General features: G+C 41.1%; 20 protein-coding genes. 5 read left to right on the top strand and 15 right to left on the bottom strand.

Annotation, left to right across the window (positions count from 1 at the left end; translation table 11 throughout):
* Positions 1–20: 20 nt before the first annotated feature.
* From selD to pepF, 3 genes are all read right to left on the bottom strand, one after another.
* The gene (gene selD / locus M3205_RS05125; RefSeq protein WP_251168925.1) at positions 21–1,070 is read right to left on the bottom strand and encodes a selenide, water dikinase SelD; all 1,050 of its coding nucleotides are present in this window, start codon (positions 1,068–1,070) and stop codon (positions 21–23) included.
* Positions 1,071–1,086: 16 nt separating this feature from the next.
* The gene (locus M3205_RS05120; RefSeq protein WP_251168924.1) at positions 1,087–2,103 is read right to left on the bottom strand and encodes a glycosyltransferase; all 1,017 of its coding nucleotides are present in this window, start codon (positions 2,101–2,103) and stop codon (positions 1,087–1,089) included.
* 165 nt (positions 2,104–2,268) lie between these two features.
* Entirely contained in the window at positions 2,269–4,056 is a 1,788-nt protein-coding gene (pepF, locus tag M3205_RS05115; protein ID WP_251168923.1) for an oligoendopeptidase F, read from the bottom strand.
* A gap of 369 nt (positions 4,057–4,425) precedes the next feature.
* On the opposite strand from pepF, the gene M3205_RS05110 reads away from it, so the two are divergent.
* Entirely contained in the window at positions 4,426–5,235 is an 810-nt protein-coding gene (locus tag M3205_RS05110) for a hypothetical protein (protein WP_341038007.1), read from the top strand.
* A 28-nt stretch (positions 5,236–5,263) separates the two neighbouring features.
* Here M3205_RS05110 and M3205_RS05105 read toward each other — a convergent pair whose 3' ends face one another.
* Positions 5,264–6,295: a DUF438 domain-containing protein gene (locus M3205_RS05105; RefSeq protein WP_396105176.1), complete on the bottom strand. Its 1,032-nt coding sequence runs from the start codon at positions 6,293–6,295 to the stop codon at positions 5,264–5,266.
* Between the two features lie 220 nt (positions 6,296–6,515).
* On the opposite strand from M3205_RS05105, the gene M3205_RS25550 reads away from it, so the two are divergent.
* Positions 6,516–6,647 (top strand): hypothetical protein, encoded by a 132-nt coding sequence (locus M3205_RS25550; RefSeq protein WP_285886131.1) that lies wholly within the window; start codon positions 6,516–6,518, stop codon positions 6,645–6,647.
* Between the two features lies 1 nt (position 6,648).
* The gene (locus tag M3205_RS05100; protein ID WP_251168921.1) at positions 6,649–7,503 is read left to right on the top strand and encodes a glycosyl hydrolase family 18 protein; all 855 of its coding nucleotides are present in this window, start codon (positions 6,649–6,651) and stop codon (positions 7,501–7,503) included.
* Positions 7,504–7,556: 53 nt separating this feature from the next.
* Here the strand turns inward: M3205_RS05100 and M3205_RS05095 are convergent, their stop codons facing one another.
* The 3 genes from M3205_RS05095 to M3205_RS05085 form a co-directional block, all read right to left on the bottom strand.
* Positions 7,557–8,468, bottom strand: coding sequence for a CBASS cGAMP-activated phospholipase (locus tag M3205_RS05095; RefSeq protein WP_251168920.1), 912 nt, complete (start codon positions 8,466–8,468; stop codon positions 7,557–7,559).
* 82 nt (positions 8,469–8,550) lie between these two features.
* Positions 8,551–8,811 carry a DUF1292 domain-containing protein gene (locus M3205_RS05090; RefSeq protein WP_251168919.1) on the bottom strand — a complete coding sequence of 87 codons (261 nt, stop codon included), beginning with the start codon at positions 8,809–8,811 and terminating at the stop codon, positions 8,551–8,553.
* A 112-nt stretch (positions 8,812–8,923) separates the two neighbouring features.
* A complete protein-coding gene (locus M3205_RS05085; RefSeq protein WP_251168918.1) occupies positions 8,924–10,021 on the bottom strand; it encodes a branched-chain amino acid aminotransferase in 1,098 nt (365 codons plus the stop codon).
* A gap of 433 nt (positions 10,022–10,454) precedes the next feature.
* Between M3205_RS05085 and M3205_RS05080 the strand changes: the two genes are divergently transcribed.
* Positions 10,455–10,760 carry a hypothetical protein gene (locus tag M3205_RS05080; protein ID WP_251168917.1) on the top strand — a complete coding sequence of 102 codons (306 nt, stop codon included), beginning with the start codon at positions 10,455–10,457 and terminating at the stop codon, positions 10,758–10,760.
* Positions 10,761–10,796: 36 nt separating this feature from the next.
* On the opposite strand, the gene M3205_RS05075 is transcribed toward M3205_RS05080, so the two are convergent.
* The 6 genes from M3205_RS05075 to M3205_RS05050 all read right to left on the bottom strand — a co-directional run bounded on the left by M3205_RS05075 (position 10,797) and on the right by M3205_RS05050 (position 16,402).
* Positions 10,797–11,396, bottom strand: coding sequence for a response regulator transcription factor (locus M3205_RS05075; RefSeq protein WP_251168916.1), 600 nt, complete (start codon positions 11,394–11,396; stop codon positions 10,797–10,799).
* Positions 11,393–12,529 carry a sensor histidine kinase gene (locus M3205_RS05070; RefSeq protein ID WP_251168915.1) on the bottom strand — a complete coding sequence of 379 codons (1,137 nt, stop codon included), beginning with the start codon at positions 12,527–12,529 and terminating at the stop codon, positions 11,393–11,395. The genes M3205_RS05075 and M3205_RS05070 overlap by 4 nt, the downstream gene beginning before the upstream one ends.
* A gap of 90 nt (positions 12,530–12,619) precedes the next feature.
* Positions 12,620–13,663 (bottom strand): Delta(5) desaturase DesA, encoded by a 1,044-nt coding sequence (desA, locus tag M3205_RS05065; protein WP_251168914.1) that lies wholly within the window; start codon positions 13,661–13,663, stop codon positions 12,620–12,622.
* Between the two features lie 148 nt (positions 13,664–13,811).
* Entirely contained in the window at positions 13,812–14,399 is a 588-nt protein-coding gene (locus tag M3205_RS05060) for a branched-chain amino acid aminotransferase (protein WP_251168913.1), read from the bottom strand.
* A 23-nt stretch (positions 14,400–14,422) separates the two neighbouring features.
* Positions 14,423–15,778 (bottom strand): DEAD/DEAH box helicase, encoded by a 1,356-nt coding sequence (locus M3205_RS05055; RefSeq protein WP_251168912.1) that lies wholly within the window; start codon positions 15,776–15,778, stop codon positions 14,423–14,425.
* A gap of 180 nt (positions 15,779–15,958) precedes the next feature.
* Positions 15,959–16,402, bottom strand: coding sequence for a YndM family protein (locus M3205_RS05050; RefSeq protein WP_251168911.1), 444 nt, complete (start codon positions 16,400–16,402; stop codon positions 15,959–15,961).
* A 250-nt stretch (positions 16,403–16,652) separates the two neighbouring features.
* Here M3205_RS05050 and M3205_RS05045 point away from each other — a divergent pair, with 250 nt between their 5' ends.
* Positions 16,653–17,135 (top strand): ribonuclease H-like YkuK family protein, encoded by a 483-nt coding sequence (locus M3205_RS05045; protein ID WP_251168910.1) that lies wholly within the window; start codon positions 16,653–16,655, stop codon positions 17,133–17,135.
* Between the two features lie 39 nt (positions 17,136–17,174).
* On the opposite strand, the gene M3205_RS05040 is transcribed toward M3205_RS05045, so the two are convergent.
* Positions 17,175–17,636: a CoxG family protein gene (locus tag M3205_RS05040; protein WP_251168909.1), complete on the bottom strand. Its 462-nt coding sequence runs from the start codon at positions 17,634–17,636 to the stop codon at positions 17,175–17,177.
* Positions 17,637–18,057: 421 nt separating this feature from the next.
* Positions 18,058–20,634 carry a DEAD/DEAH box helicase gene (locus M3205_RS05035; protein WP_251168908.1) on the bottom strand — a complete coding sequence of 859 codons (2,577 nt, stop codon included), beginning with the start codon at positions 20,632–20,634 and terminating at the stop codon, positions 18,058–18,060.
* Positions 20,635–20,657: the final 23 nt, after the last annotated feature.

Here is a 20,657-nt window from a genome sequence, read left to right as displayed (position 1 = left end):
GGACTCTGTTCGAGTCCTTTTTAGATCACCGTAATCTTTCCGGGATTCTGATCTGTGACTGTCCCGATGATGGAAGCCCATTCAACTCCTTTTGCCTTAAGGTCATTCAGGAGTGGTTCAGCTTCTGATTCAGGAACGGTTATTAAAAGTCCTCCTGATGTTATAGCATCACAAAGAATCACTTGGTCAACATCATCAATATTTTCGTATTGAATTCGTCCGGATAGCCACTTATGATTCTTTTTAGAACCGCCGGGAATAATGTTCTGTTCAGCAAGCTCTCTTGTTTTTGGGAGGACTGGGACAGCACTTCTTTCAATCGTTATCCCTGTGCCGCTTCCTTCCGCAATCTCCATGGCATGTCCAAGAAGTCCAAAACCGGTAATATCTGTGCAGGCATTAACCTGATAGTTATCCATAGCCTCTGCTGCCTCTTTATTTAAAGCAGCCATGACTTCCATCACTCGGTCAATTCCTTCCTGATGCAGCATATCCCTTTTTATCGCTTGAGTCAGGATGCCTACACCAATCGGTTTGGTTAAAATCAGCTTGTCACCAGGCTTGGCCGAAGCATTGGTTCTCACCCGTTCAGGATGCACGGTTCCAGTAACAGATAAGCCGAATTTTGGCTCCTGGTCGTCAATGGAGTGCCCCCCTACTAAAACTGCACCTGATTCTTTTACTTTATCGGATGCGCCAGCCAGAATGTCTGCAAGTATGCCTTTATCCAATTTGCTGATAGGGAACCCTACAATATTCATGACAGTTATAGGCTTGCCGCCCATAGCGTAAATATCACTCAGCGAATTGGCTGCGGCGATTTGGCCGAACATGTACGGATCGTCAACGATTGGAGTGAAGAAATCCAGTGTCTGCACAAGGGCAGTTTCATCATTTATTTTATATACGCCTGCATCATCTGATGTATCCAATCCTACCAGGAGGTTGGGGTCAGGTACAGACTTTGGCAAATGACGCAGAACCTGCGCCAGGTCCTCAGGACCAATTTTGCATCCTCAGCCGCCTTTAGTTGATAAAGAAGTCAGTTTTACGATTTCTTCTCTCGACATATTTCTCCCTCCTTGCCTACTCAATATATACTTGGGGTTTTGCTAAGATGGTTTCGTAAATTTTCTGAAGTGTTTTGGCTTCAAATTCCGAAGAATGACTGCCCTCCACGTAGAATTTGGCAGCATGCCCCAATTTAATCCTCAATTTGTTATTATTCACTAGTTTGTCTGCATTATCAAGAAATTCGACCGTGTTACTATAGATTAAACCGGTTTTCTGATGTGAAATAATATTTCGGTTGCCCAGGTTATTGGCTGCAAGAACTGGAAGGCTATACCCCATTGCTTCTAGAATGGCGGCAGGCTGACCTTCAGAATGGGATGTGTTCAATACAGCATCCGCTCGCCTGTATAGTTCTCCCATATGATGATGAGGAATCTGGCCAAAATATTGAACCCATTCTTTATGTCTTTTAGTAAGGGTCCTTACGATATTTCCCTCTTCTTCTTCAATAACAGGACCCGCCAGCCAAAGACGGATGCTGGGATTCCTTTCATATAGCACCTTAAGATTTTCAATAGCAAAAGGAATATTCTTCACCTTGCGGATTCCTGCCGGCAGCAGAAATACAAAAGTCCCGTGTTCTCTTTGATAATCCGCTCCTGTTTCAGAAAATATTACAGTGCCCTGATGGATAACGCTGATTTTATCTTTTGCTTCAGGTATTTCACCTGCGAGGAGAAGCTTAGCTTCTTTATCAAATACATGAATAGCTTCGGCATTGATAATAGTTTGACTGACTTCAGCTTTCTTTTCCGGATCATGAAGGTCGATATTTAAATCAGTGCCGGTCATGGTTACGACATATCTTTCAGGTTTTTCACCAAGCCCCTTCATAAATTGACCAAACCGATAAGCGTTAAAGCCATGCACAATATCAGCTTTTGGCAGTCTTGATAATTTGCAGCTGTCTGTCATATTGATAATTTCAGTCTCAATGCCCAGCTTGTTAAGGTTTTCGGATATTCGCTGAACGGTAACTGTGTTTCCTCTTGCCTGGTGAAAATTCGGACTTGCCAGAAGTACTTTCATCCTTTCATCCTTCACACTCATATTTGCTCTTTCTTCGTTTTAATTAAAGTTTGCATCAATTATTGCAGGAATATTTCATCCTGTCCATTAATGTATTTCAGCATGCTGCACTTTTATTTATAACAGTAAAAAGCCTGTTTCTATATTAAGAAACAGGCCCATTCTCTATTGGTTTCCAAATTCTTCGACAAGCTCTTTGAATTTCTGAAGTGAGTTTTCAATTGGATATGGAGAAGTCAGATCCACTCCGGTCTTCTTTAACAGTTCCAGCGGATAATCAGAGCTTCCGCTTTTTAAGAACTCCAGATAGCTATGAAGTGTTTCTTTGTCCCCTTCAAGAATTTTCGCTGCTAAATGAATGGCAGACGCAAATCCGGTAGCGTATTTATAAACATAAAATGGGCGGTAAAAATGAGGGATCCTTGCCCAGCCGAATTTTACTTCTTCATCAAAAACAATTTCATCCCCATTATATTCACGGAATAATCGTTCATAAATCCTGCTGAATACTTCGGCGTTAAGCGGTTCTCCTTTTTCTGCTAACTCATGGGTTTTCATCTCAAACTCAGCAAACATGACTTGAGTGAAAAAGGTACCTTTAAACTGATCAATAAAATGATTAAGCAGATGCCTGCGGACGTCTTTATCCTTTTCCGTGTTTAGCAAATAATGAATCAGGAGCACTTCATTGACTGTTGAAGCCACTTCCGCCACAAAGATGCTATATCGGGCTGTGATCTGCGGCTGATGCTGTGAGCTCAGTTTACTGTGGACACCATGCCCGCATTCATGAGCAAGTGTAAAGAGGCTGTCCAGATCATCCCGGTGATTCAGAAGGATATATGGATGAACTCCATAAATGCCGAGATTATAAGCACCTGACCGCTTCCCTGGAGTTTCACGCACATCAATATAGCGTCCAGACTTAAATTCCTTCAGAATAGAAATATAATCATGCCCAAGAGGCTGGAGCGCTTTACACATTGTGTCATAAGCTTCTTCATAGGAAATTTCTGGTTTAACACCCTTTACTAAAGGAACACTTAAATCATATTGCCTCAGCTCGTCAACGCTTAATTGTTCCTTACGGATTGCGGTATACTGATGCATAGCCCGGATATTCTTTTTAGTCGTTTCAATTAGGTTTACATACACTTCCTTTGGCACCTGATCACCGAATAGTCCTTTTTCAAGTGCTGAAGGATAATTGCGGATTTTGGCCATGGTGACATTGTTTTTTATTGCGGCAGAAAGGGTGGAAGCAATGGAGTTTTTCAGCTGCACATAAGGCTGGTAATAAGCCTTATAGGCTTCTTTCCTCTTTTCCCGGTCTTCTTCTTCCATAATTTTCGCATACATGCCCCGTGTCAATTCAATCTTCTCGCCATCTTCTTTTGTTACATCGCCAAATTTTATATCTGCATTATTAATCATTCCAAAAGTATGGCTGGGAACGGAAAGTGCTTCACCGAGATGGGATAGAACTTCTTCCTTGTCCTTATTTAGAACGTGCGGCTTATAACGGAAGGATTCGAGCAGATCTTCTTCAAAATATTTCAGGCCCTTTTCTTCAGCAATATAGGCTTTTAGGGTTTCTTCATCCAGGCTTAAGAGGTAAGGCATAAAAAAGGATGTCGAAGAACTGACTTTAACGCTTAATTGCTTTGCCCTATCTACATACGCCTGCGAATCTGCTACGCGTGTGTCTTCATCGGTTTTCAGCATCGCATAGGCATACAGCTTATTAAATATGTAAGAAAGCTTTTCTTTTTTTTCGAGGTATTGATAAAGAGAATGACCATCATGGATTTGTCCGTCAAAGGTTTTCAGCTTATCGGCGAGTTGTTCAATCTGCCTGTAATCTTCTTCCCATTTCTCCAAGCTTGGGTATATATCTTCCAGATTCCATTTTTCATTCAGGGGAATGTCATTTCTGTCTTTGTATGTCTTCATCTTATAGACTCCTTTACAGCAAACATTTTTTTATGTCATCGAATTCAGCCCGTTGATTTTTGCATCAGGCACGCAGCGAACCCACGGGGAGTAACGTAAGCCTCCTCGGCTTCACCTGCGGGGTCTCTCGATCCCTCACTTCCCGCAGGACATTGAATAAACTTCCTCTAGTAACCACCTCACGAGGGAAATGCGTCAGGATTCGAGGATCAATTGCCCGCAGCGAAGATCACCTCAGAGGTAAAATAAAAGCAACATACTTTACAAAAAACAGCCACTAATAATTAACTATATTCAAAAGTTATCGCAAAAACCCTTCCTCATTTTTGATTTTATCATTTTTGGCTATTAAAATAATGTTGAAAGGATGTGGACGGTTTGGCTATTACTTTGCCTCATATAGAAGACTCAAATAATACTGCATATTTCCCTCCAGCGGGTGATTTCGAAACGTTTCAGGATGATGCCCATTATGAAGAGAAAGTCAGGGAATGGGGGTTATCCACTACTAGGGAAGTAAAAAAGGAATTCTGGTATAAAGAAAAAACACAGCAGCGCCTTGTAACGGTTAAAGGGTACCAGAAGTACGGAGAGTCTGGTGACTTTTATACAATTATTATCGAGTTTCAGGATGGAAATCTGAGCTGCATACATCCTGCTTACCTTAAGGAGATGCAATCCCCAAGCTTTGGAAAGGCACTGGCTGCTGATTTTAGGGATATCTCCTCAGCTTCTTCTGAAAAGAAATCTTCCAAAAAAGACGCAGAGAAGTCTGAGGACGCAACAAAGGAAAAAAGCAAAAGTGATAAACCTGCACTCAATAAAGCAAAAAAGAAAAAACAGCCTGCATTGGAGCTTCCGGCAGAAAAGGTCCACTTTACAGCTAGAGTTAAGCAGTTTGCCCTGAGCTGGAATCATTTCAATGAAGCCAATGATGAAGTCATCATACTTGAAGATCTTATCATTCAGAAGGACGAATCGATTGAAGTCGGGATTGGCTGGTGCTCCCATTCGAAAACGTTAAAGAAATTTGAACTTGAGCCTGGTGAAAGCCTCGAATTCGATGGAAAAATAGTTAAAAAGAAATTACCTAAAGGGAAAGACTGTGATGAGGAATTCATTATCGAAGAACCTGTTTTATACAAGGTCAATAATCCATCAAAAATCAAAAAAAGCTAAGAGCGTGATGCTCTTTAGCTTTTTTTGATTATGAAAGAATCCTTTTCTCTCCCTCGATTTCCTGTATGGGATTGATGTTTTGTGTGAATTCAAGGGTACCTATATAAAGCCCTTTATCATCCCGTACAGCGAAATAACGGATGTAAACATATTTATCCCTGAATTTAATCCAAAAATCTTCAGAGTCTTTTAGTCCTTCCTTGAAGTCCTTGAGCAATTCCTCCACTACATGTACACTGCGGGGCGGATGGCAATTTTGAACGGTTCGCCCAATTACGGCTTTTGTCCTGGCGAAGATTCTTTCCTTGCCATGAGAGAAATACCGGACTACGTCATCATGATCAATAAAGGTGATATCTACAGGCAAGTGATTAAATAACAGCTCCAGCTGTTTTAAGGATAACATGCCGGTTTCCATTTTGATGTAGCCTTCCGATATGGCGTTCCCGTCAATCCCTTTCCGTTCGGGCATCCATTCCTTTTCTGGTCCGGTTAGGCAGAAACCGATATCGTCACTTTCATGGGCAATCTTTACCCATTCATCTTCTGTAAGGTTTTTTAAGGCCATTGGGAAAAGGATATTTTCCTCCCTGTAAATCATGGCACTGACTTCATTAAAAACGAAACGGACGGCATTGATGACCTTTTGCTTGTCCCCCTCGTAATGGGTGAGAAGGCTCTTGGCTTCCTTGATGCCATCTCTGATAAAGTCGTCGATGCTCCACATATTATTTGTTGGGCCATAAATTCCGTACTTCTCCAGGTAAGGAAAAAGCAAATTTTCCTTTCGGCTGTAATGCTTATCAAGATCAAGGAGCAGGGTGAAGTCTTCCAATAGTGCATAAACATTTTGCTCGTGATCATCTTGGATGAACGCCTCAATATGAATCTTAACATTTTCTCTCAAATGCTTATCAATTGCCTTATTCTCCCGTGTGAAAGTATGGACGGGATGCCCAGGCTGTTCTTCCGCTTTAGGCTGAGCAGATGTTTCATTGTTGTTATGAATAGAATGGCTATGATAATCGGGATGCTCACGGTTATTAATTAATTCGCTCACTGTACAATTCCTCCTATTATTTCAATCCTTTTTCAAGGCTGTTACTAGACTTATAAGGAATGTACCATGAAGGAAAGGCCCGTAATGTGATGAGAATCATATTTATTAAAAGTTTATTGTTTATTCTGAGGAATGGAATGTCAGCAATAAATTACCACCCCCTCCATCTTTTCTTTTTTGTTACACTTTTAAAGGATTGAAAGATGGAGGTTTTCCAGAAGTGAAGAGAAAATATCACGTTTTGATCATGGTTGCTATTATTTTTTCCGGCGGATTCGCTGCCGGCATTTATTATACAAAAAACACATATGGGCTCCAGTCTATTAAACAGCCTGTCCCTGCTTCATCCTGAGATGGACGGAAGCATTTCATTTTCTGGTAAGACGGCGCGGAATAATCTGCAGAAAGTGGTGTCAAATGCTCATAAGCAAGATGTGAAGGCATTCCTGGCTCTGGGGGGATGGTTTCATTTCAAGGGCGGGGAATCCTATGATTATTTTAAACAGGCAATAGCGGAAGATTCCTCGAGAAGCAGGCTAGTAACAGAACTTTTGGGGCTGGTTAAAAAGGAAAACCTTGACGGAATTGATATTGATTTTGAGCATCCGCGTTCAAAGGAGGATGCAAGATTCCTGGCTGTTTTTATCAATCATTTGAGCGGAGCACTCCATGCAAACGGCAAGGAGCTATCTGTTGCGGTTCATGCCAAGGTTCATAGTGTTACAGGTACAGAGAACGGATATGTTGTGTATGAGCCTGACATGTTCACTAAAGTTGATTATGTAAATATCATGGCATATGACGGCCAGTGGGATGGCGGATACAATGCTGCTAATCTGTCTCCCTATTCTTTTACAGAGAATATCGTCAAATATTGGGGGAATCTCTTTGATTCACAGGGGATTTCCAAGGATAAGCTGGTTTTAGGTGTTCCACTTTATGCTCAGCCGGAGGATCCTGCTGTTAAGCCTGTATCCTATCAGGCCGTCATAAACAATAATCCTGAATATGCAGGAAAAGATATAATCAGCATAAATGGCATCAGCTATTACTATAATGGATCAGCCACCATGAAAAAGAAAACCATCCTGGCTTTAAACCGCGGATTTGGCGGAATGATGAACTGGGAAGCTGGCCATGACGCAAAGGGTCCTCACAGCCTCACTGAAACGATTGCTGAAGTTCTACAAAACACAGAAGAGCCTTAAAGTATTATTCTGTGATAAAATGAGAATAGAGCAGGAAAAGTCCCTGCTCCTTTTCATGAAAGTAAGAACTTCCTAATTTCCTCCCGCCGGTCCTGGTAGACCTTCTCTCCAAGCAAAATCAATTCTTCCACAAACTTTACTTCGTCAAAAGGCATTTCTTCACCCAGATCTTCATTAATGCGCAGGTAATTTTCTCCAAGAAGATGTTTGCAATGGTAGGTCACAGATTCGGAGGATAAATGCAGAGCCAAGTCCAATAACTTGGGCGTCACTTTCATGGACGGTAGCTGGAATGGCAGCCAATGCTTTACACCCCAATATTTATCATGATCAATCGTAAAATCAATTTTTTGGAGACCTGTACCTAGCGAAAGGATTTTTATGTTTTGCAGCTCAATCTTGAAGTGATGCATAGCCTCCGTAATACAAATGAGAGATGGATTATTCGCCCATAACCCTCCGTCTATGGATAAATAACTGTTGCTGATGTTGTTAGGCGGGAAATAGACAGGTGCAGAACAGGAGGAAAGCACTGCATCCCAAAGCTTCATGGATAGGCTATCATTGCCGGGACTTCCGTAATTGGAACGGTGCACAAACGGTTTGCCATGTGTTACATCGACAGCTGGAATCAAAAGCGGTTTTTTTATATCGGACAGCTGCGTTTCACCAAAGGCTTTCCGGAAAAAGCGCCGCATATACTTATCACTGTAGACACTTTTAAAAAGGCCGACCTTAGCCTGTTTGACAAAAATCTTCTTCCCGAATGATTCGTATCCATTCAGGACCTCGCTCATATCTTTTTTCATGACCAGTGAAGAGGCAATGATCGCCCCTGTGCTTGTGCCTGCGATTATATCAAAATAGTCGCAGACAGGCTGTTTCAGTTCCTTTTCGAGAGCTTTTAAAATGCTTACGGCAAAAACACCGCGTATCCCCCCGCCATCGATGCAAAGTATTTTCATTGGATCACCTGCTGTTTCCGTAGTCGTTCTCCAGGATATGTAAAAAAAGAGATCAGTGGGAAAAGCCCCACTGATTATAGTTTCACTTTATCATTTCTTCGAATACCGCTGAGACTTTGTTAAATTCTTCATCGCTTTCAATGGGTGTAAAGTCGCCATCCTCATCCAGTTTTAAAAAGAACACATCAATATCTTCTTCTGTGTCTTCCTCAAGATCTTCGACAAAGCTGACAGCAGCATATTGATTCCCATCAACCTCTGCAGATGCGAGAACCTCCACTTCCATTTCCTGATCATTTTCATCACTAATTGTAAAAACTTCTCCTACTTCAATCTTGTCCATTTTTTAATCCCCTCTCCTTAATAGGTTCTTTCTATATTTTCCCGTTTTAGAGGGATTTCATGCCTAAAATAGAAAAAGGATCGGCTTTAGATGCCGATCCAGTCATAAAGTATTATTTAATGCCTGCTGTCTCTTTCTTTGCCACTTTTACACTCCATCCAAATGGATCAGATTCGGTACCTTTTTGAATGCCGGTCAGTGTATCATAGATTTTCCTGGACAGATCCCCGGTTTTACCTTCATTAATTTCAATAATCTTGTTGTCCCAGAAGAATTCTCCAATTGGAGAAATAACAGCAGCCGTGCCTGTTCCAAATGCTTCTTCAAGCTGGCCATCGGCATGTGCCTGATAGATTTCTTCAATAGAAATTCTTCTTTCAGTCACCGGAACATTCCAATATTTCAGTAACTCCAGTACAGAGTTTCGAGTGATTCCTTCCAGGATGCTGCCATTAAGTTCTGGTGTTACAACTTCTCCGTTAATTTTGAAGAAAATGTTCATGCTTCCCACTTCTTCAATATATTTATTTTCTTTTCCATCAAGCCATAGAACTTGCGAATATCCCGTTAAGCTTGCAAGCTCCTGAGCTTTGAGACTTGCTGCATAGTTCCCTCCTGTTTTAGCTGTGCCTGTTCCCCCTTTTACGGCACGCACGTATTCATTTTGAACAGCAATTTTAACAGGGTTGATGCCTTCCTTATAATAAGCGCCTACCGGCGAAAGAATAATGATAAATTTGTATCTCGTTGATGGAGCCACTCCCAGGTATGGCTCAGTTGAAATGACAAACGGCCGGATATACAGTGAAGTTCCTTCAACATTCGGAATCCAGTCCCGATCAGCTGAAATTAATTCTTTTAAGGCATAAAGAGCAAGCTCTTCATCAATTTCAGGAATACATAACCTGGAGTTGGATTTATTCAATCTCTCCATATTCTTTTCAGGGCGGAACAGCAATACCTCATTATCAATGGTAAGATAGGCTTTTAACCCTTCAAAGACACTCTGACCATAATGGAAAATCATTGCGGCGGGATCAAGAGAAAGCGGCTGATACGGTACAATTCTTGGGTCGTGCCAGCCCCGTCCGGCAGTATAATCCATTTCAAACATATGATCTGTAAAGTTCTTGCCAAACACCAGGTTATCAAATGCAGGTTTTTGTTTTTTCTTAGGTGTGTGGTTGATTTCAATTTTAAATTCTGTCATTTGTCAAAACTCCCTATCTGTAGATGATTTAAAAACCTAATGCCTGCTTTTCGTGCTGCTCTTAAAAGAGTGTAAATAAAAACGCCCAGTCATCCTCCCAGCGTGGACGAAAGGGCTCGCTTCCCTGAAACAACCAATTTGGATGCTCAACAGCAATAGCTGAAGTCATTAAAAGACTTGTATGCTGTTTTGTAAGGGTTGCCTTCCGCTCTTTTCTACTTCAAGGCAGTAGTGCAGTTATTTGTTAAAGTTTTTATAAGTTTTTCTAATATTATGATATTCTACTATATAAATGTCAATACGAATTGACAATAAATTTAGAATTAATCAGGATTACTGAAAATTCTATAAGCAAAAGAAAAAGAAATAAAGGTGAAAAATCATCTTTTTAAATTTATAATCAATATATCAATACAAAAGGGGATTTATGATAATGAACAGTAAAGAGCTTGAAGATAAAATTATTCAAAACTATCAGGGCGAAGAGAAAATGATGATCCTCGTATTTGCCCAGTGGTGCATCAATCACGATTTAAATCCGGAGGAAATCTATTTAAAGGCATATCCGGATCAGGGAGAAAACAGTTCACTAAAGGAAGCTCTGGACCTGACTGTCCCAAAAGCAGAAGCAGGCGATGTGCCTGATCAGACTCTGCTTGGTGTTCTATCCTTGTTCGGAAATGATGATCTTGCCTTCATTGTGATGGAAGAAATAAAAAATATGAAAAAGGACAGCTAAGCCAAAATGGGCCGCTGTCCTTTTTCATTTAAAATTTTATTTAAACCAGCCCTTCTCTTTGGATTGGGTTATGGCTTCAATCCTGTTCGTAACTTCGAGTTTATCAAGAATAGCCGAGATATAGTTTCGCACAGTTCCTGTCTTAATACTGAGCTGGTCGGCAATTTCTTTAGTGTTTTTGCCGTTCGCTATCAGTTCCAGTACCTCTTTTTCCCGGTCTGTCAGCGGATTTTCTTCGCCATAGACATCATCCATTAATTCAGGTGCATAGATGCGCCTTCCTTCCAGGACGTTTCTGATAGAGCTTGCCAGTTCCTCACTTGGGCTGTCTTTTAGCAAGTAACCTCTTACACCGGCCTTGAGGGCACGCTGGAAATAGCCTGACCTCGCGAAGGTCGTCAGAATAATAACTTTGCAGCCGCTGTCTCTTAATTCTTCAGCTGCTTCCAGGCCGCTTTTTTCCGGCATCTCAATATCCATGATGCATACATCCGGTTTAAGAGTTTTGACGAGGGATATGGCTTCTTTCCCATTCGAAGCTTTCCCAATGACCTCCATATCATCTTCGAGATTTAGCAGGGATCCTAAAGCACCCAGCACCATCCGTTGATCTTCAGCTATGACGATCTTTATCATGCCCTCTCCTCCTTGTTCGGTTCCTTCACGACTGTAGGTACTCTCATTATAATCGTTGTTCCATTCTCAGATTCAATCTCAAGGCTTCCATTGACAAAATCCAGCCGCTCCCCTAAGCCAAGTAGACCAGACCCCTTGCCTACATCTGTTGAGGGGTTCATGCCGACCCCGTTATCCTGGACAGTAATGCTGACTTCATTCCAGGTTTGCTCGACATTGATACGGCATTCTGTCGCCTTGCTGTGTTTTACTACATTTGTTACAGCTTCTTTCATGCACATGCTTAAAATATTCTCAAGGAACAGGGATACATTCTTTAATTTGATATCCTCTTCCCCGATGAATTGGATAGATGCGGCCTTTAAAATTTGCTTAACAAGGATAATTTCTTCCTTCAGCCTGATTCCCCTCATCTGGGAAACCATTTTTCTAACTTCGTTTAATGCTGTTCTGGCTGTTTGCTGAACATCTACAAGCTCTTCCTTTGCTTGGTCAGGATCCTTATTGATGAGCTTCCTGGCCAGATCACTTTTTAACCCGATAAGAGACAATTTTTGTCCGAGTGTATCATGAAGATCCCGGGCGATCCGCTGCCTTTCTTCCTGTTTAACGAGGTCCGCGATCCTTTTGTTGGCGTCTTCGAGCTGTTCCTCAAGCCTTTCCTGCTTTTTCTTATTATGAATGTTAAAAGGCAGCAAAATCACACTGATCCAAATGATAATAATAAAAGGGATCTGCTCGAGAAATAATGGCTTCTGGGTGACAAAATTAATGTTTATGGAGATGGTGGTTGCGATCAGGTGGATGACATACAGCGTTAAAAAGGCAATCCTGTTTTTGATATGTCCATTGTAATAAGCAATATAAAAGGCAAAGTAAATAAATGAAAAAAGAATGGTCATTGTGATCGATATGCTGATTAAGATGCCAGTCCATAAATAAACTGGCCATTTCCGCGAAAGAAAAGCAAAACGCAGCGATATAAAAAATAGGATAGTCAGGATAATTCCAACGGCTATGGCGATTTTAGATGTAGATCTGAAGATGAAATAAAACGGCAGAATGCTGAATACACTCCATATATATGGAGAAATGCCTGAACTTTTCAATGCAGTTAAATAATTTTTTAACATATGAAGTACCTCTTTTTATTCGTGAAATAATGAAACAGCTCCTTTGCTATCATACCACAAAGGAGCTGTTCTTCAGCTTATACATTCAGTTTACGGCTTCACAGATGCCGTTTTAGTTCTGCTCTGGTTTTTGCTGACAGAAGACTTCTTTGCTGCTCCATACCCGGTGAAGTCTTGTGCTTCTTCATCCCATAAGCGGAATTGAAGTGACTTCAGGCTGGTAGAAAGAGTAATCGTCGGTACATTCTGAAGTTCAGCTGTATTATAATGGGCGCTTTCAAGGTTATAGTTAGGAACGCGCGGGCTTAAGTGATGAATATGATGGAACCCGATGTTCCCTGTAAGCCACTGAAGTACTTTTGGCAGCTTGTAAAAGGAACTTCCTTCTACAGCAGCTTTAACATACTCCCACTTATCATCCTCTTCAAAATAGGAATCTTCAAATGTATGCTGTACATAGAAAAGCCAAATTCCGGCTGCTCCGGAAATCATAAAGATCGGCCCCTGAACCATCAGGAACGCTTCCCATCCGATAGCCCAGCACATAAACGCATACAAACCGGCGATGGCCGCATTTATAAGGTACGTATTGATGCGTTCATTCTTTCTTGCCCCTTTTCTGTTAAAACGGTTTTTTAACAAAAATACATATATAGGGCCTATACCTAACATAACGAAAGGATTGCGGTAAATGCGGTATGCTGCACGAGTGGACCATGACGCATCCTGATATTCTTTCACTGTCAGTGTCCAGATATCTCCAGTACCGCGCTTGTCCAGATTACCGCTGGTGGCATGGTGCACATTGTGGTCATGCTGCCATTGGTGATAAGGAAAGACGGTCAGGATCCCAGTGATTGTGCCAATGATTTTGTTTGCTTTGCGGTTTTTGAAAAAGGAATGGTGGCAGCAATCATGGAAAATAATGAAGGTCCTGACAAGAAAGCCTGCTGCAACGACAGATATGCCAAGCGTCAGCAAGTAAGAAATGCTCAGGCTTTTATAAGCCATGAACCACAGCAGGAAAAATGGTCCCAGCGTATTTACCAGCTGCATAATGCTTTTTGTTAAATCTGATTTTTCATAAGGTGCCATTTGTTTTTTTAAGTTGAGTTGTTTTTGTTTTGAAGTCATTTGTTAATTCCCTTCATCATGACGTTAATTTTAATAATAAAGGGTTTGCGAACAGCTTTGTAGACATAGGTGTCATGTCCAAACCATGACGTTTATCATGGTTTGGACAAAAAATTAAGAGTTCATCCTAATATCTGGCTGTAAGTATTTACTTATTGCGGGTTTCTTCCACTTCTGACACAAGGTTAAAAAGGAATTCGTAAACTAATTGATATGCATCTTGAATAGATAGCTCCTCTTTAAAGCCGTCAATATCGTTGAGTGAAAAATTAAAATCCCAAAGCCCATCCTGCTGGCTGAACATCAGGCTGTATTTTGGCGTGCCTGTATGAGTATTCTCATCTATAAATGCTCTCATAGCTGATTCTGCTTTTTTTGGCAGCTTCAGTCCCAGCATGACTTCATAGTTGCCAAAAACATCATCAGTTTCAAAGGAAACAGCATCCGCCCCGATCAGGTCAAACCACTTCGACTCCAGATACATAAATTCATTTTTATGATTTTTGAAGTAGTCTATCGGCTGATTTAAAAAGTCGGCAGATTCTTGTCCGAGAACTTCCTCTGTTTCCTTATCTCCTCTTTCTATATATGCTTCATTAAAGCGGTCTTCTCGATTCCTGGTTTCTACTTCATGACCATTATTCAAGAGCCCGTGCTTTTGGGCAAATTCCTGCTCTTTTTTATAAAGTTCAGCGGGCTGTTCTTTCAAGTGCTTTTCCATCCGGTCTTTTAACAAATTGCTTTCCTCCTCAAATATCTTTATCTTCCCCGTCTTTTTGATGTATTTCTTGAAGCTGTGGAAGACGGTGTCTTTTTCCCTTGGTTTTTTGTGCGGCCTGTCCGGGGTGAATTGCTTTTGTCTTTTCTGCCTTTTTCATTGGAAAACCTGTCTTCTTTTGATTTTGGCTGGCTTCCTTTTCTGCTGTCATTTTTCTTTCCAGAGGAAGGTTGGCGTTTGGAGTCATGCCTCTTTTTTACAGGTTTTGCATCAGGCTTGATATCGCTATTGCCAAGGTTTTGCTTAGGAATAGTAATTTTCAGTCCTTTTTCAATTGCTTCAAGGAGCGGCTTGTCTGCAGACGAATAAAACGTAATTGCCAATCCTTTCATGCCCGCACGGCCGGTTCTCCCAATGCGGTGGACATAGCTTTCGGGATCGAGTGGGATATCATAATTAAAAACATGGGTGACCCCTTCGACATCAAGCCCTCTGGCAGCTACATCCGTTGCAACTAATAGCTGTATCTCTGCGTCCCTGAATCTCTTCATTACTTGTTCACGTTTCGATTGTGATAAATCCCCATGAAGCTGATCGCAATCAAAACCGTTCGATTTCAGCACTTCAAATAATTTAGTTACTCTGCGTTTTGTACGGCAGAAGATCACGGCCAAAAATGGTCTATGGGTTTGAATCAGCTCTATCAGCGTACCCTGCTTGGCGCGATCAACGGTATGTATCGCTATTTGTTTAACTGAATGGGCTGGCCCCTGTGTTTTTTCAATTTGGATATACTGCGGCTCTTTCATGTGTCTGTTTGCCAGTTTTCTTATTTCTGCCGGCATAGTGGCAGAAAAAAGCATTGTCTGCCTTTTGTCAGGTGTTTCTTTAATAATTCTTTCAACATCATCAAGAAAGCCTATGTGCAGCATCTGATCGGCTTCATCCAATACTAAAAAATCCACTTGTGATAAATCAATGGTATTTCGTTTGATATGGTCCAGCAGCCGTCCAGGTGTCCCCACGACAATCTGCACATTCTTTTTCAGCTTTTTGAGCTGCTTGTCCACATCCTGCCCCCCATATACAGCTAAGACATCTATATCACTGTCTTTCGTAAGCTTCAGTACTTCGTCTGTTATCTGTAATGCCAGTTCCCTTGTCGGCGTTACAATCAGAGCCTGGATCTGAAGGGCATCTGGGTTCATTTTCTCCAGAATAGGCAAGATAAATGCCAATGTTTTTCCGGTTCCTGTCTGAGCCTGGGCAATGACATCCTTTCCTCCCATAACAGCTGGAATAGCCTGCGCCTGAATAGGCGTTGGCTTAGCGATGCCATGTTGCAGCAGAATATCTGATAGCTCTTCTGAAATGCCAAGTTTTAAAAATTCCTGCAAATAAAACCCTACTTTCTTTTCCTGGTCTTTATTAATATGTCCTTATTTATATTGTGTGTTAAGCGGTAAAATAGCAAGCATTCTGTTGGATAAAAACGCGAAAAAAGTGGTTAGTTCAAAATAAAAAGCCCAGGTTAAGACCAAATGGCCTGCAGTGGGCTTCTAAGTGCAAACATCAATTTATTCCCAATCCTTTGTTGGCTCTCTTTCTTCAGCTATTTCCATTCCGTAGGCAAGCCGCGGATTGAGAGCAGTTTGGCCGCCCTCTTTCTCTTGGCTGACTGCCCTTTTATTTACAAGCATTCTGTGGACAAAGATTTCAGAAAGAGTGATAATACCTGCTGAAATGATGCTTCCCCAAGCAATTTGCAGGTAACCGTTAAGCAGCACACTCCCAAACACCCAAACAGATACATAAACTAAGAAAAAGTCAGCAATAAGGGCATTACTGTTTCCCAGCCGAGGGAGAATGATGCGATCTCCGAGCAAATAGGATATGGCTGTTACCAGAATACTGAAGGAAAGAATATCTGCGAATGTTGCATCAAAGAATAAATCAAGCGCTATGGCAAAAGCAATCATGGCTGCTCCTAATTTTAGTATTAAAATAAGTGTTTTGTTCATAAGCAAACCTCCTCTTTACTGTAGCTTTTATCAATATGGAGATTCCCATTCATTTTCTGTTTCTGCGCAGCAGCAGCAATTTTTTCTAAAAATTATACAACTTGTTCAGTGTCCCTCAATATAATGGCAGTAATAAGAATTACATTTTAAGTTAAAGGTTGTGGAAGAGTGATACTCCGAGACAAAATACTTAATGTGGTGATAATAAGTGAATGCTGAATATAAATTTCAAAATCTCCAGGAGAGGAATATGACTTTTGAGCAGGTTTTCGACCGGATCTTACTTTTTATAAGACGAAATCCTGATGGGAACTTCAGATTGATGATTGGTACAGATTCACAGGTGCATTGCAATCGCACTGTGTTTATAACCGGGGTTGTGATCCAAAATGAGCGAAAAGGCGCCTGGGCATGTATCCGGAAAACTGTTATACCAAGAAAAATGCTGCATCTTCATGAGCGAATCTCCTATGAAACCTCACTTACTGAAGAAGTGGTCTCTTTATTCACAGAGGATTACAAAGACAAAATGTTTGATATTGTTCTGCCATTCCTTTATAAGGGCGGATCATTCTCAATGGAAGGGCATATGGACATCGGATCAGGCAAAAGAAATAAAACCAGGGAATTCGTTAAAGAAATGGTGTCCAGGATCGAATCAATCGGCCTTGAACCAAAAATAAAGCCGGAAGCATTCGTGGCCTCCAGCTACGCTAATCGATATACGAAATAAAAGAACTCAGAGTATATGAGTTCTTTTCATTGGGGCAAATTATACGCCTGCATGCTCTCTGTATTCCTGTTCGGCCTTTAATGCCACAGCCTCTGTCAGTTCTGAAGTAATTTCAGGAAGAGCTGTATTTAGCAAGGAATTGGCAACTTTAGCCATCATTCCCTCTGCTGAAATGTCAAGTGATCCTGTCATGATATTTTTTTTATTCCTTCCATTCTCCGCAAGAAAGTAGCCATGTCCCGTAAACTTCTCATTAAGTCCTGTTAACTGAAACGTAACCTTTGTTGGTTCCTGCCAGCTCGTTATATCTACTTTTAATTCGATTTTTTTCTTGATAATCCCCATATCGCTTTTGAAGCTCCAGGTTGATTCTTTGTCATTCAATACCTCATGTGCAATATATCCGGGCACTAATGGCGCCCAATTCCCAATATCACTGACAAAGCTCCATATTGACTCAATCGGAATATTTACTTCTGCCTGATGTGTGCTGCTTGCCAATTTTACCGCCCCTTTGAGACCTGCATAGTTGTTTTCCATGAATATGTATTCAAAAGGGACGGATGAAATTCATAAATTTGTTGTCTTTTTTGAAAACTCTTTTCACGTTAATTGTTGTTTTAGCTTATCAATGTTGTCCGTTGATAGCAGCGAGAGGTTGCTCAGCGAACCACGGGGCGGGCGGTGAGCCTTCTCAACGCTCCGTGTCTGTGGGGTCTCACCTGTCCCGCTACTCCGGTAGAACTTTGCATATGCTGCTTTGAGTAAACACCGCACGAAGAAAATGTGATAGCGTTTTCGAGGATCTCGCACCTTTCGCTCCAATCTACTCAGTAAATGTAATATAATATAGCAACAAACTTTGCGGAAACGCCCGTTTTGAAAGTGAAAAAGCCTGCTGTTATTCCAGCAGGCTTAAAATTTACCTTCTATAGTAATGATACCTTCTTCTTGAACGTGAAGAATGACATTCATCGCAGATTTGATATTCGTGTTCCCATGGCAGTTTTTTGCCGCATTTTCTGCACTTTCTTGAGAGCTCCTTAATGTCCGTTTTCAGTCTTTCATAGACATGGTCACTGATTTCTTCTCTTAATCTTTCCCAATATAACGCCTCGGTTCTCTGCTCAAGTCTATATAGGAACAATAAATGCAGGCCGATTGCTTTATAAGTCAGCTCAAGATCTTCCAAATTGCGGTTCTTGATACGGGGCTCAGGAAGCTCCTCGCCATCAATTATGGCATACATGGTTTCTTCCCACTGACGGACAAGATCGGATTCTTTTTTTGAAAAGGGCAGATGGAGAAAACCATATAAATCCATCAGGCCGAGCTTTGCTTCTATTTCTGTGCCGCGAACCCTTTCATATAGGTCTCTCTCCTCGGTTAAAGCTGCTTTTTTGGTTCCTCTTGGGCTTTCAAATTTATCCCAAAGCTCAAAAAATGATCCGAGATCGCGGTAAAACCTTTGAAATCTTTCAAATACTGAATTGGTCGGGGCGATAGCAAAGCTGTGTACCGGTGCATCTTCCATTTCAAGCAGAGCTTTCATTCTTTTGATATCTTTTGTAAAAGCAACCTTCCCAATATTGTAAAGTCCTTTTCGGCCGGCTCTCCCAGCAATTTGCTTCACTTCCTGGGAAGTAAGGGTCCTTCGTTTCGTTCCGTCAAATTTATCATTTTCTAGGAACACAATTCTCCTGATAGGCAAGTTAAGCCCCATCCCAATGGCATCAGTGGAAACGATAACAGATGTTTCACCATTTATAAAACGCTGGACTTGTTTTTTTCTGGTTTCAGGAGGCATTGCTCCATATATCATGCTTACTGAGTGTCCTTCCTGCTGAAGTCTTGATGCCGTTTCAAGCACTCTCTTTCTTGAAAAACAAATAAGTGCATCGCCCTTTCGAACATGACTGAATTTAAATTCCTTTGCCTCCACTTCAAGTGGAATATCCCGGCTGTATTCATTCAGTTCAATATCTGTGTCGCCAAGCAGCTGCAGCATCATACTTTTTGCACTTCGGCTTCCAATAATATGGACTTCATTGGCATTAGCCTTAGTAATGGCTTTATACCAGGAAAAGCCTCTGTCTTTATCAGTAATCATCTGGGATTCATCGATCACAATGACGTCATAAAAATCCTTTTCGTAGAACATCTCCACTGTGCTGGATAGATGCTGTGAACCTGCAACCGTCTTCTCTTCTTCACCGGTTTTCAAAGAACAGGGTATACCATCACGGTTTAATTTATCATATACCTCGAGAGCTAAAAGCCTCAAAGGAGCGAGATACAAACCGCTGTTTGCAGCTTTCATGCATTCAAGCGCATGATGGGTTTTCCCGGTATTGGTTTCTCCGATATGAAGTACATATTTTTTTGCGCGTTCCACTGAAGGACTGTATTCCTGCCCGAAAATATTTTCGAGCATGCGTTCTTCTTCCTCTTTCTTCCGCTGCTGCTCAGCCAGTTCTTCTGCTATTTTTCTTTCCCGGTCTTTAATGTCCTTCTGCAATTGTTCTTGATGGCGCTCAGGGTCAAATGGAAATTCAGCAAGCTTGACCAAATCACCAACATATTCCTCCTGAATAGCTTCAAAAAAGCTGTCATTTAGATTGTGTATTGTATGGGCTATAAGTTTCTTAACAGACTTCCCGGTCAGCGGTTTACCATATGCATCTTCATATTCCTCGAAAAGATGTTGCGGAAGGTTCTGCAGGATGAGTGTTTGCAGAGAATCAGAAAGAAATCCAGATATATGGTTTTTATAGACATAGTAATACGTTTCATATTCGAAATAGCCTTTTCCATAATACAATGCTTTATGAATATTCCCTGTCAGCTCCTCAAAGAATTCTCCCATGACAGTATAATCTTCGGCATTGAAACTGCCAGTTTCCTCAAGCTTTTCTTCCAGTGCGAAGGTATCCACCTTCTGATACCTTGTCCTATTTTCAAAATCAGAAACAAGCTGTTTTGAAGTCTTATGTCTGACATGAAGATAAAGAAGGCTATAATCTTTTTCAATAATTTCCTCGATGTTTTTTTCGATATTTTCACGAGTTCGATATTTTCTTCGCTGGAGCTGCTCCTCTTCTGCTTTCTGCAGATAATGGACTCTTGCCTTCTTATAGCGCTCAGCCCAAGCTTCCTTATTGTTTTCAAACAGGGCATTAAGCCAGTCCAAACTGTTAAAAGGCTGATAATCTCTCATTTCAGTACGGAACAGATGATTGATTATTTTCCTATCAACATTCTCAGTGTCATACCCTTTTTCATTTAAATATTTCTTTTTTTCCTGCTTGGATATTTTAGCGGTTATTTTATTCAGCCACACATTTACCCAGATTTGATCGATATAATGAAATCTTTCAGAAAGATATTCCTTATAGGAGGGCATTGATTCCTGTCCGCCCAGATAACGGTCGGCATCCTCCAGAATTTTTATTTTTGTATGCTCTTCAGCATTAGTGTATATCTGTTCAAGCTGATTCATGTTCCGTCCCCTTTAAACAACGC

It is taken from the genome of Cytobacillus firmus (assembly GCF_023715565.1).
GTDB classification, from domain to species: Bacteria; Bacillota; Bacilli; order Bacillales; family Cytobacillaceae; genus Cytobacillus; species Cytobacillus firmus_C.
This window is presented reverse-complemented; position numbering and strand designations above follow the sequence as displayed.

Bases quoted from the DNA above. Each gene is read 5' to 3' on its own strand.
- pepF (WP_251168923.1), bottom strand. From the start codon at position 4,056: ATGAAGACATACAAAGACAGAAATGACATTCCCCTGAATGAAAAATGG.
- desA (WP_251168914.1), bottom strand. From the start codon at position 13,663: ATGACTTCAAAACAAAAACAACTCAACTTAAAAAAACAAATGGCACCT.
- M3205_RS05120 (WP_251168924.1), bottom strand. From the start codon at position 2,103: ATGAAAGTACTTCTGGCAAGTCCGAATTTTCACCAGGCAAGAGGAAAC.
- M3205_RS05070 (WP_251168915.1), bottom strand. From the start codon at position 12,529: ATGTTAAAAAATTATTTAACTGCATTGAAAAGTTCAGGCATTTCTCCA.
- M3205_RS05075 (WP_251168916.1), bottom strand. From the start codon at position 11,396: ATGATAAAGATCGTCATAGCTGAAGATCAACGGATGGTGCTGGGTGCT.
- M3205_RS05090 (WP_251168919.1), bottom strand. From the start codon at position 8,811: ATGGACAAGATTGAAGTAGGAGAAGTTTTTACAATTAGTGATGAAAAT.
- M3205_RS05050 (WP_251168911.1), bottom strand. From the start codon at position 16,402: ATGAACAAAACACTTATTTTAATACTAAAATTAGGAGCAGCCATGATT.
- M3205_RS05080 (WP_251168917.1), top strand. From the start codon at position 10,455: ATGAACAGTAAAGAGCTTGAAGATAAAATTATTCAAAACTATCAGGGC.
- M3205_RS05095 (WP_251168920.1), bottom strand. From the start codon at position 8,468: ATGAAAATACTTTGCATCGATGGCGGGGGGATACGCGGTGTTTTTGCC.
- M3205_RS05085 (WP_251168918.1), bottom strand. From the start codon at position 10,021: ATGACAGAATTTAAAATTGAAATCAACCACACACCTAAGAAAAAACAA.
- M3205_RS05045 (WP_251168910.1), top strand. From the start codon at position 16,653: ATGACTTTTGAGCAGGTTTTCGACCGGATCTTACTTTTTATAAGACGA.
- M3205_RS05035 (WP_251168908.1), bottom strand. From the start codon at position 20,634: ATGAATCAGCTTGAACAGATATACACTAATGCTGAAGAGCATACAAAA.
- M3205_RS05100 (WP_251168921.1), top strand. From the start codon at position 6,649: ATGGACGGAAGCATTTCATTTTCTGGTAAGACGGCGCGGAATAATCTG.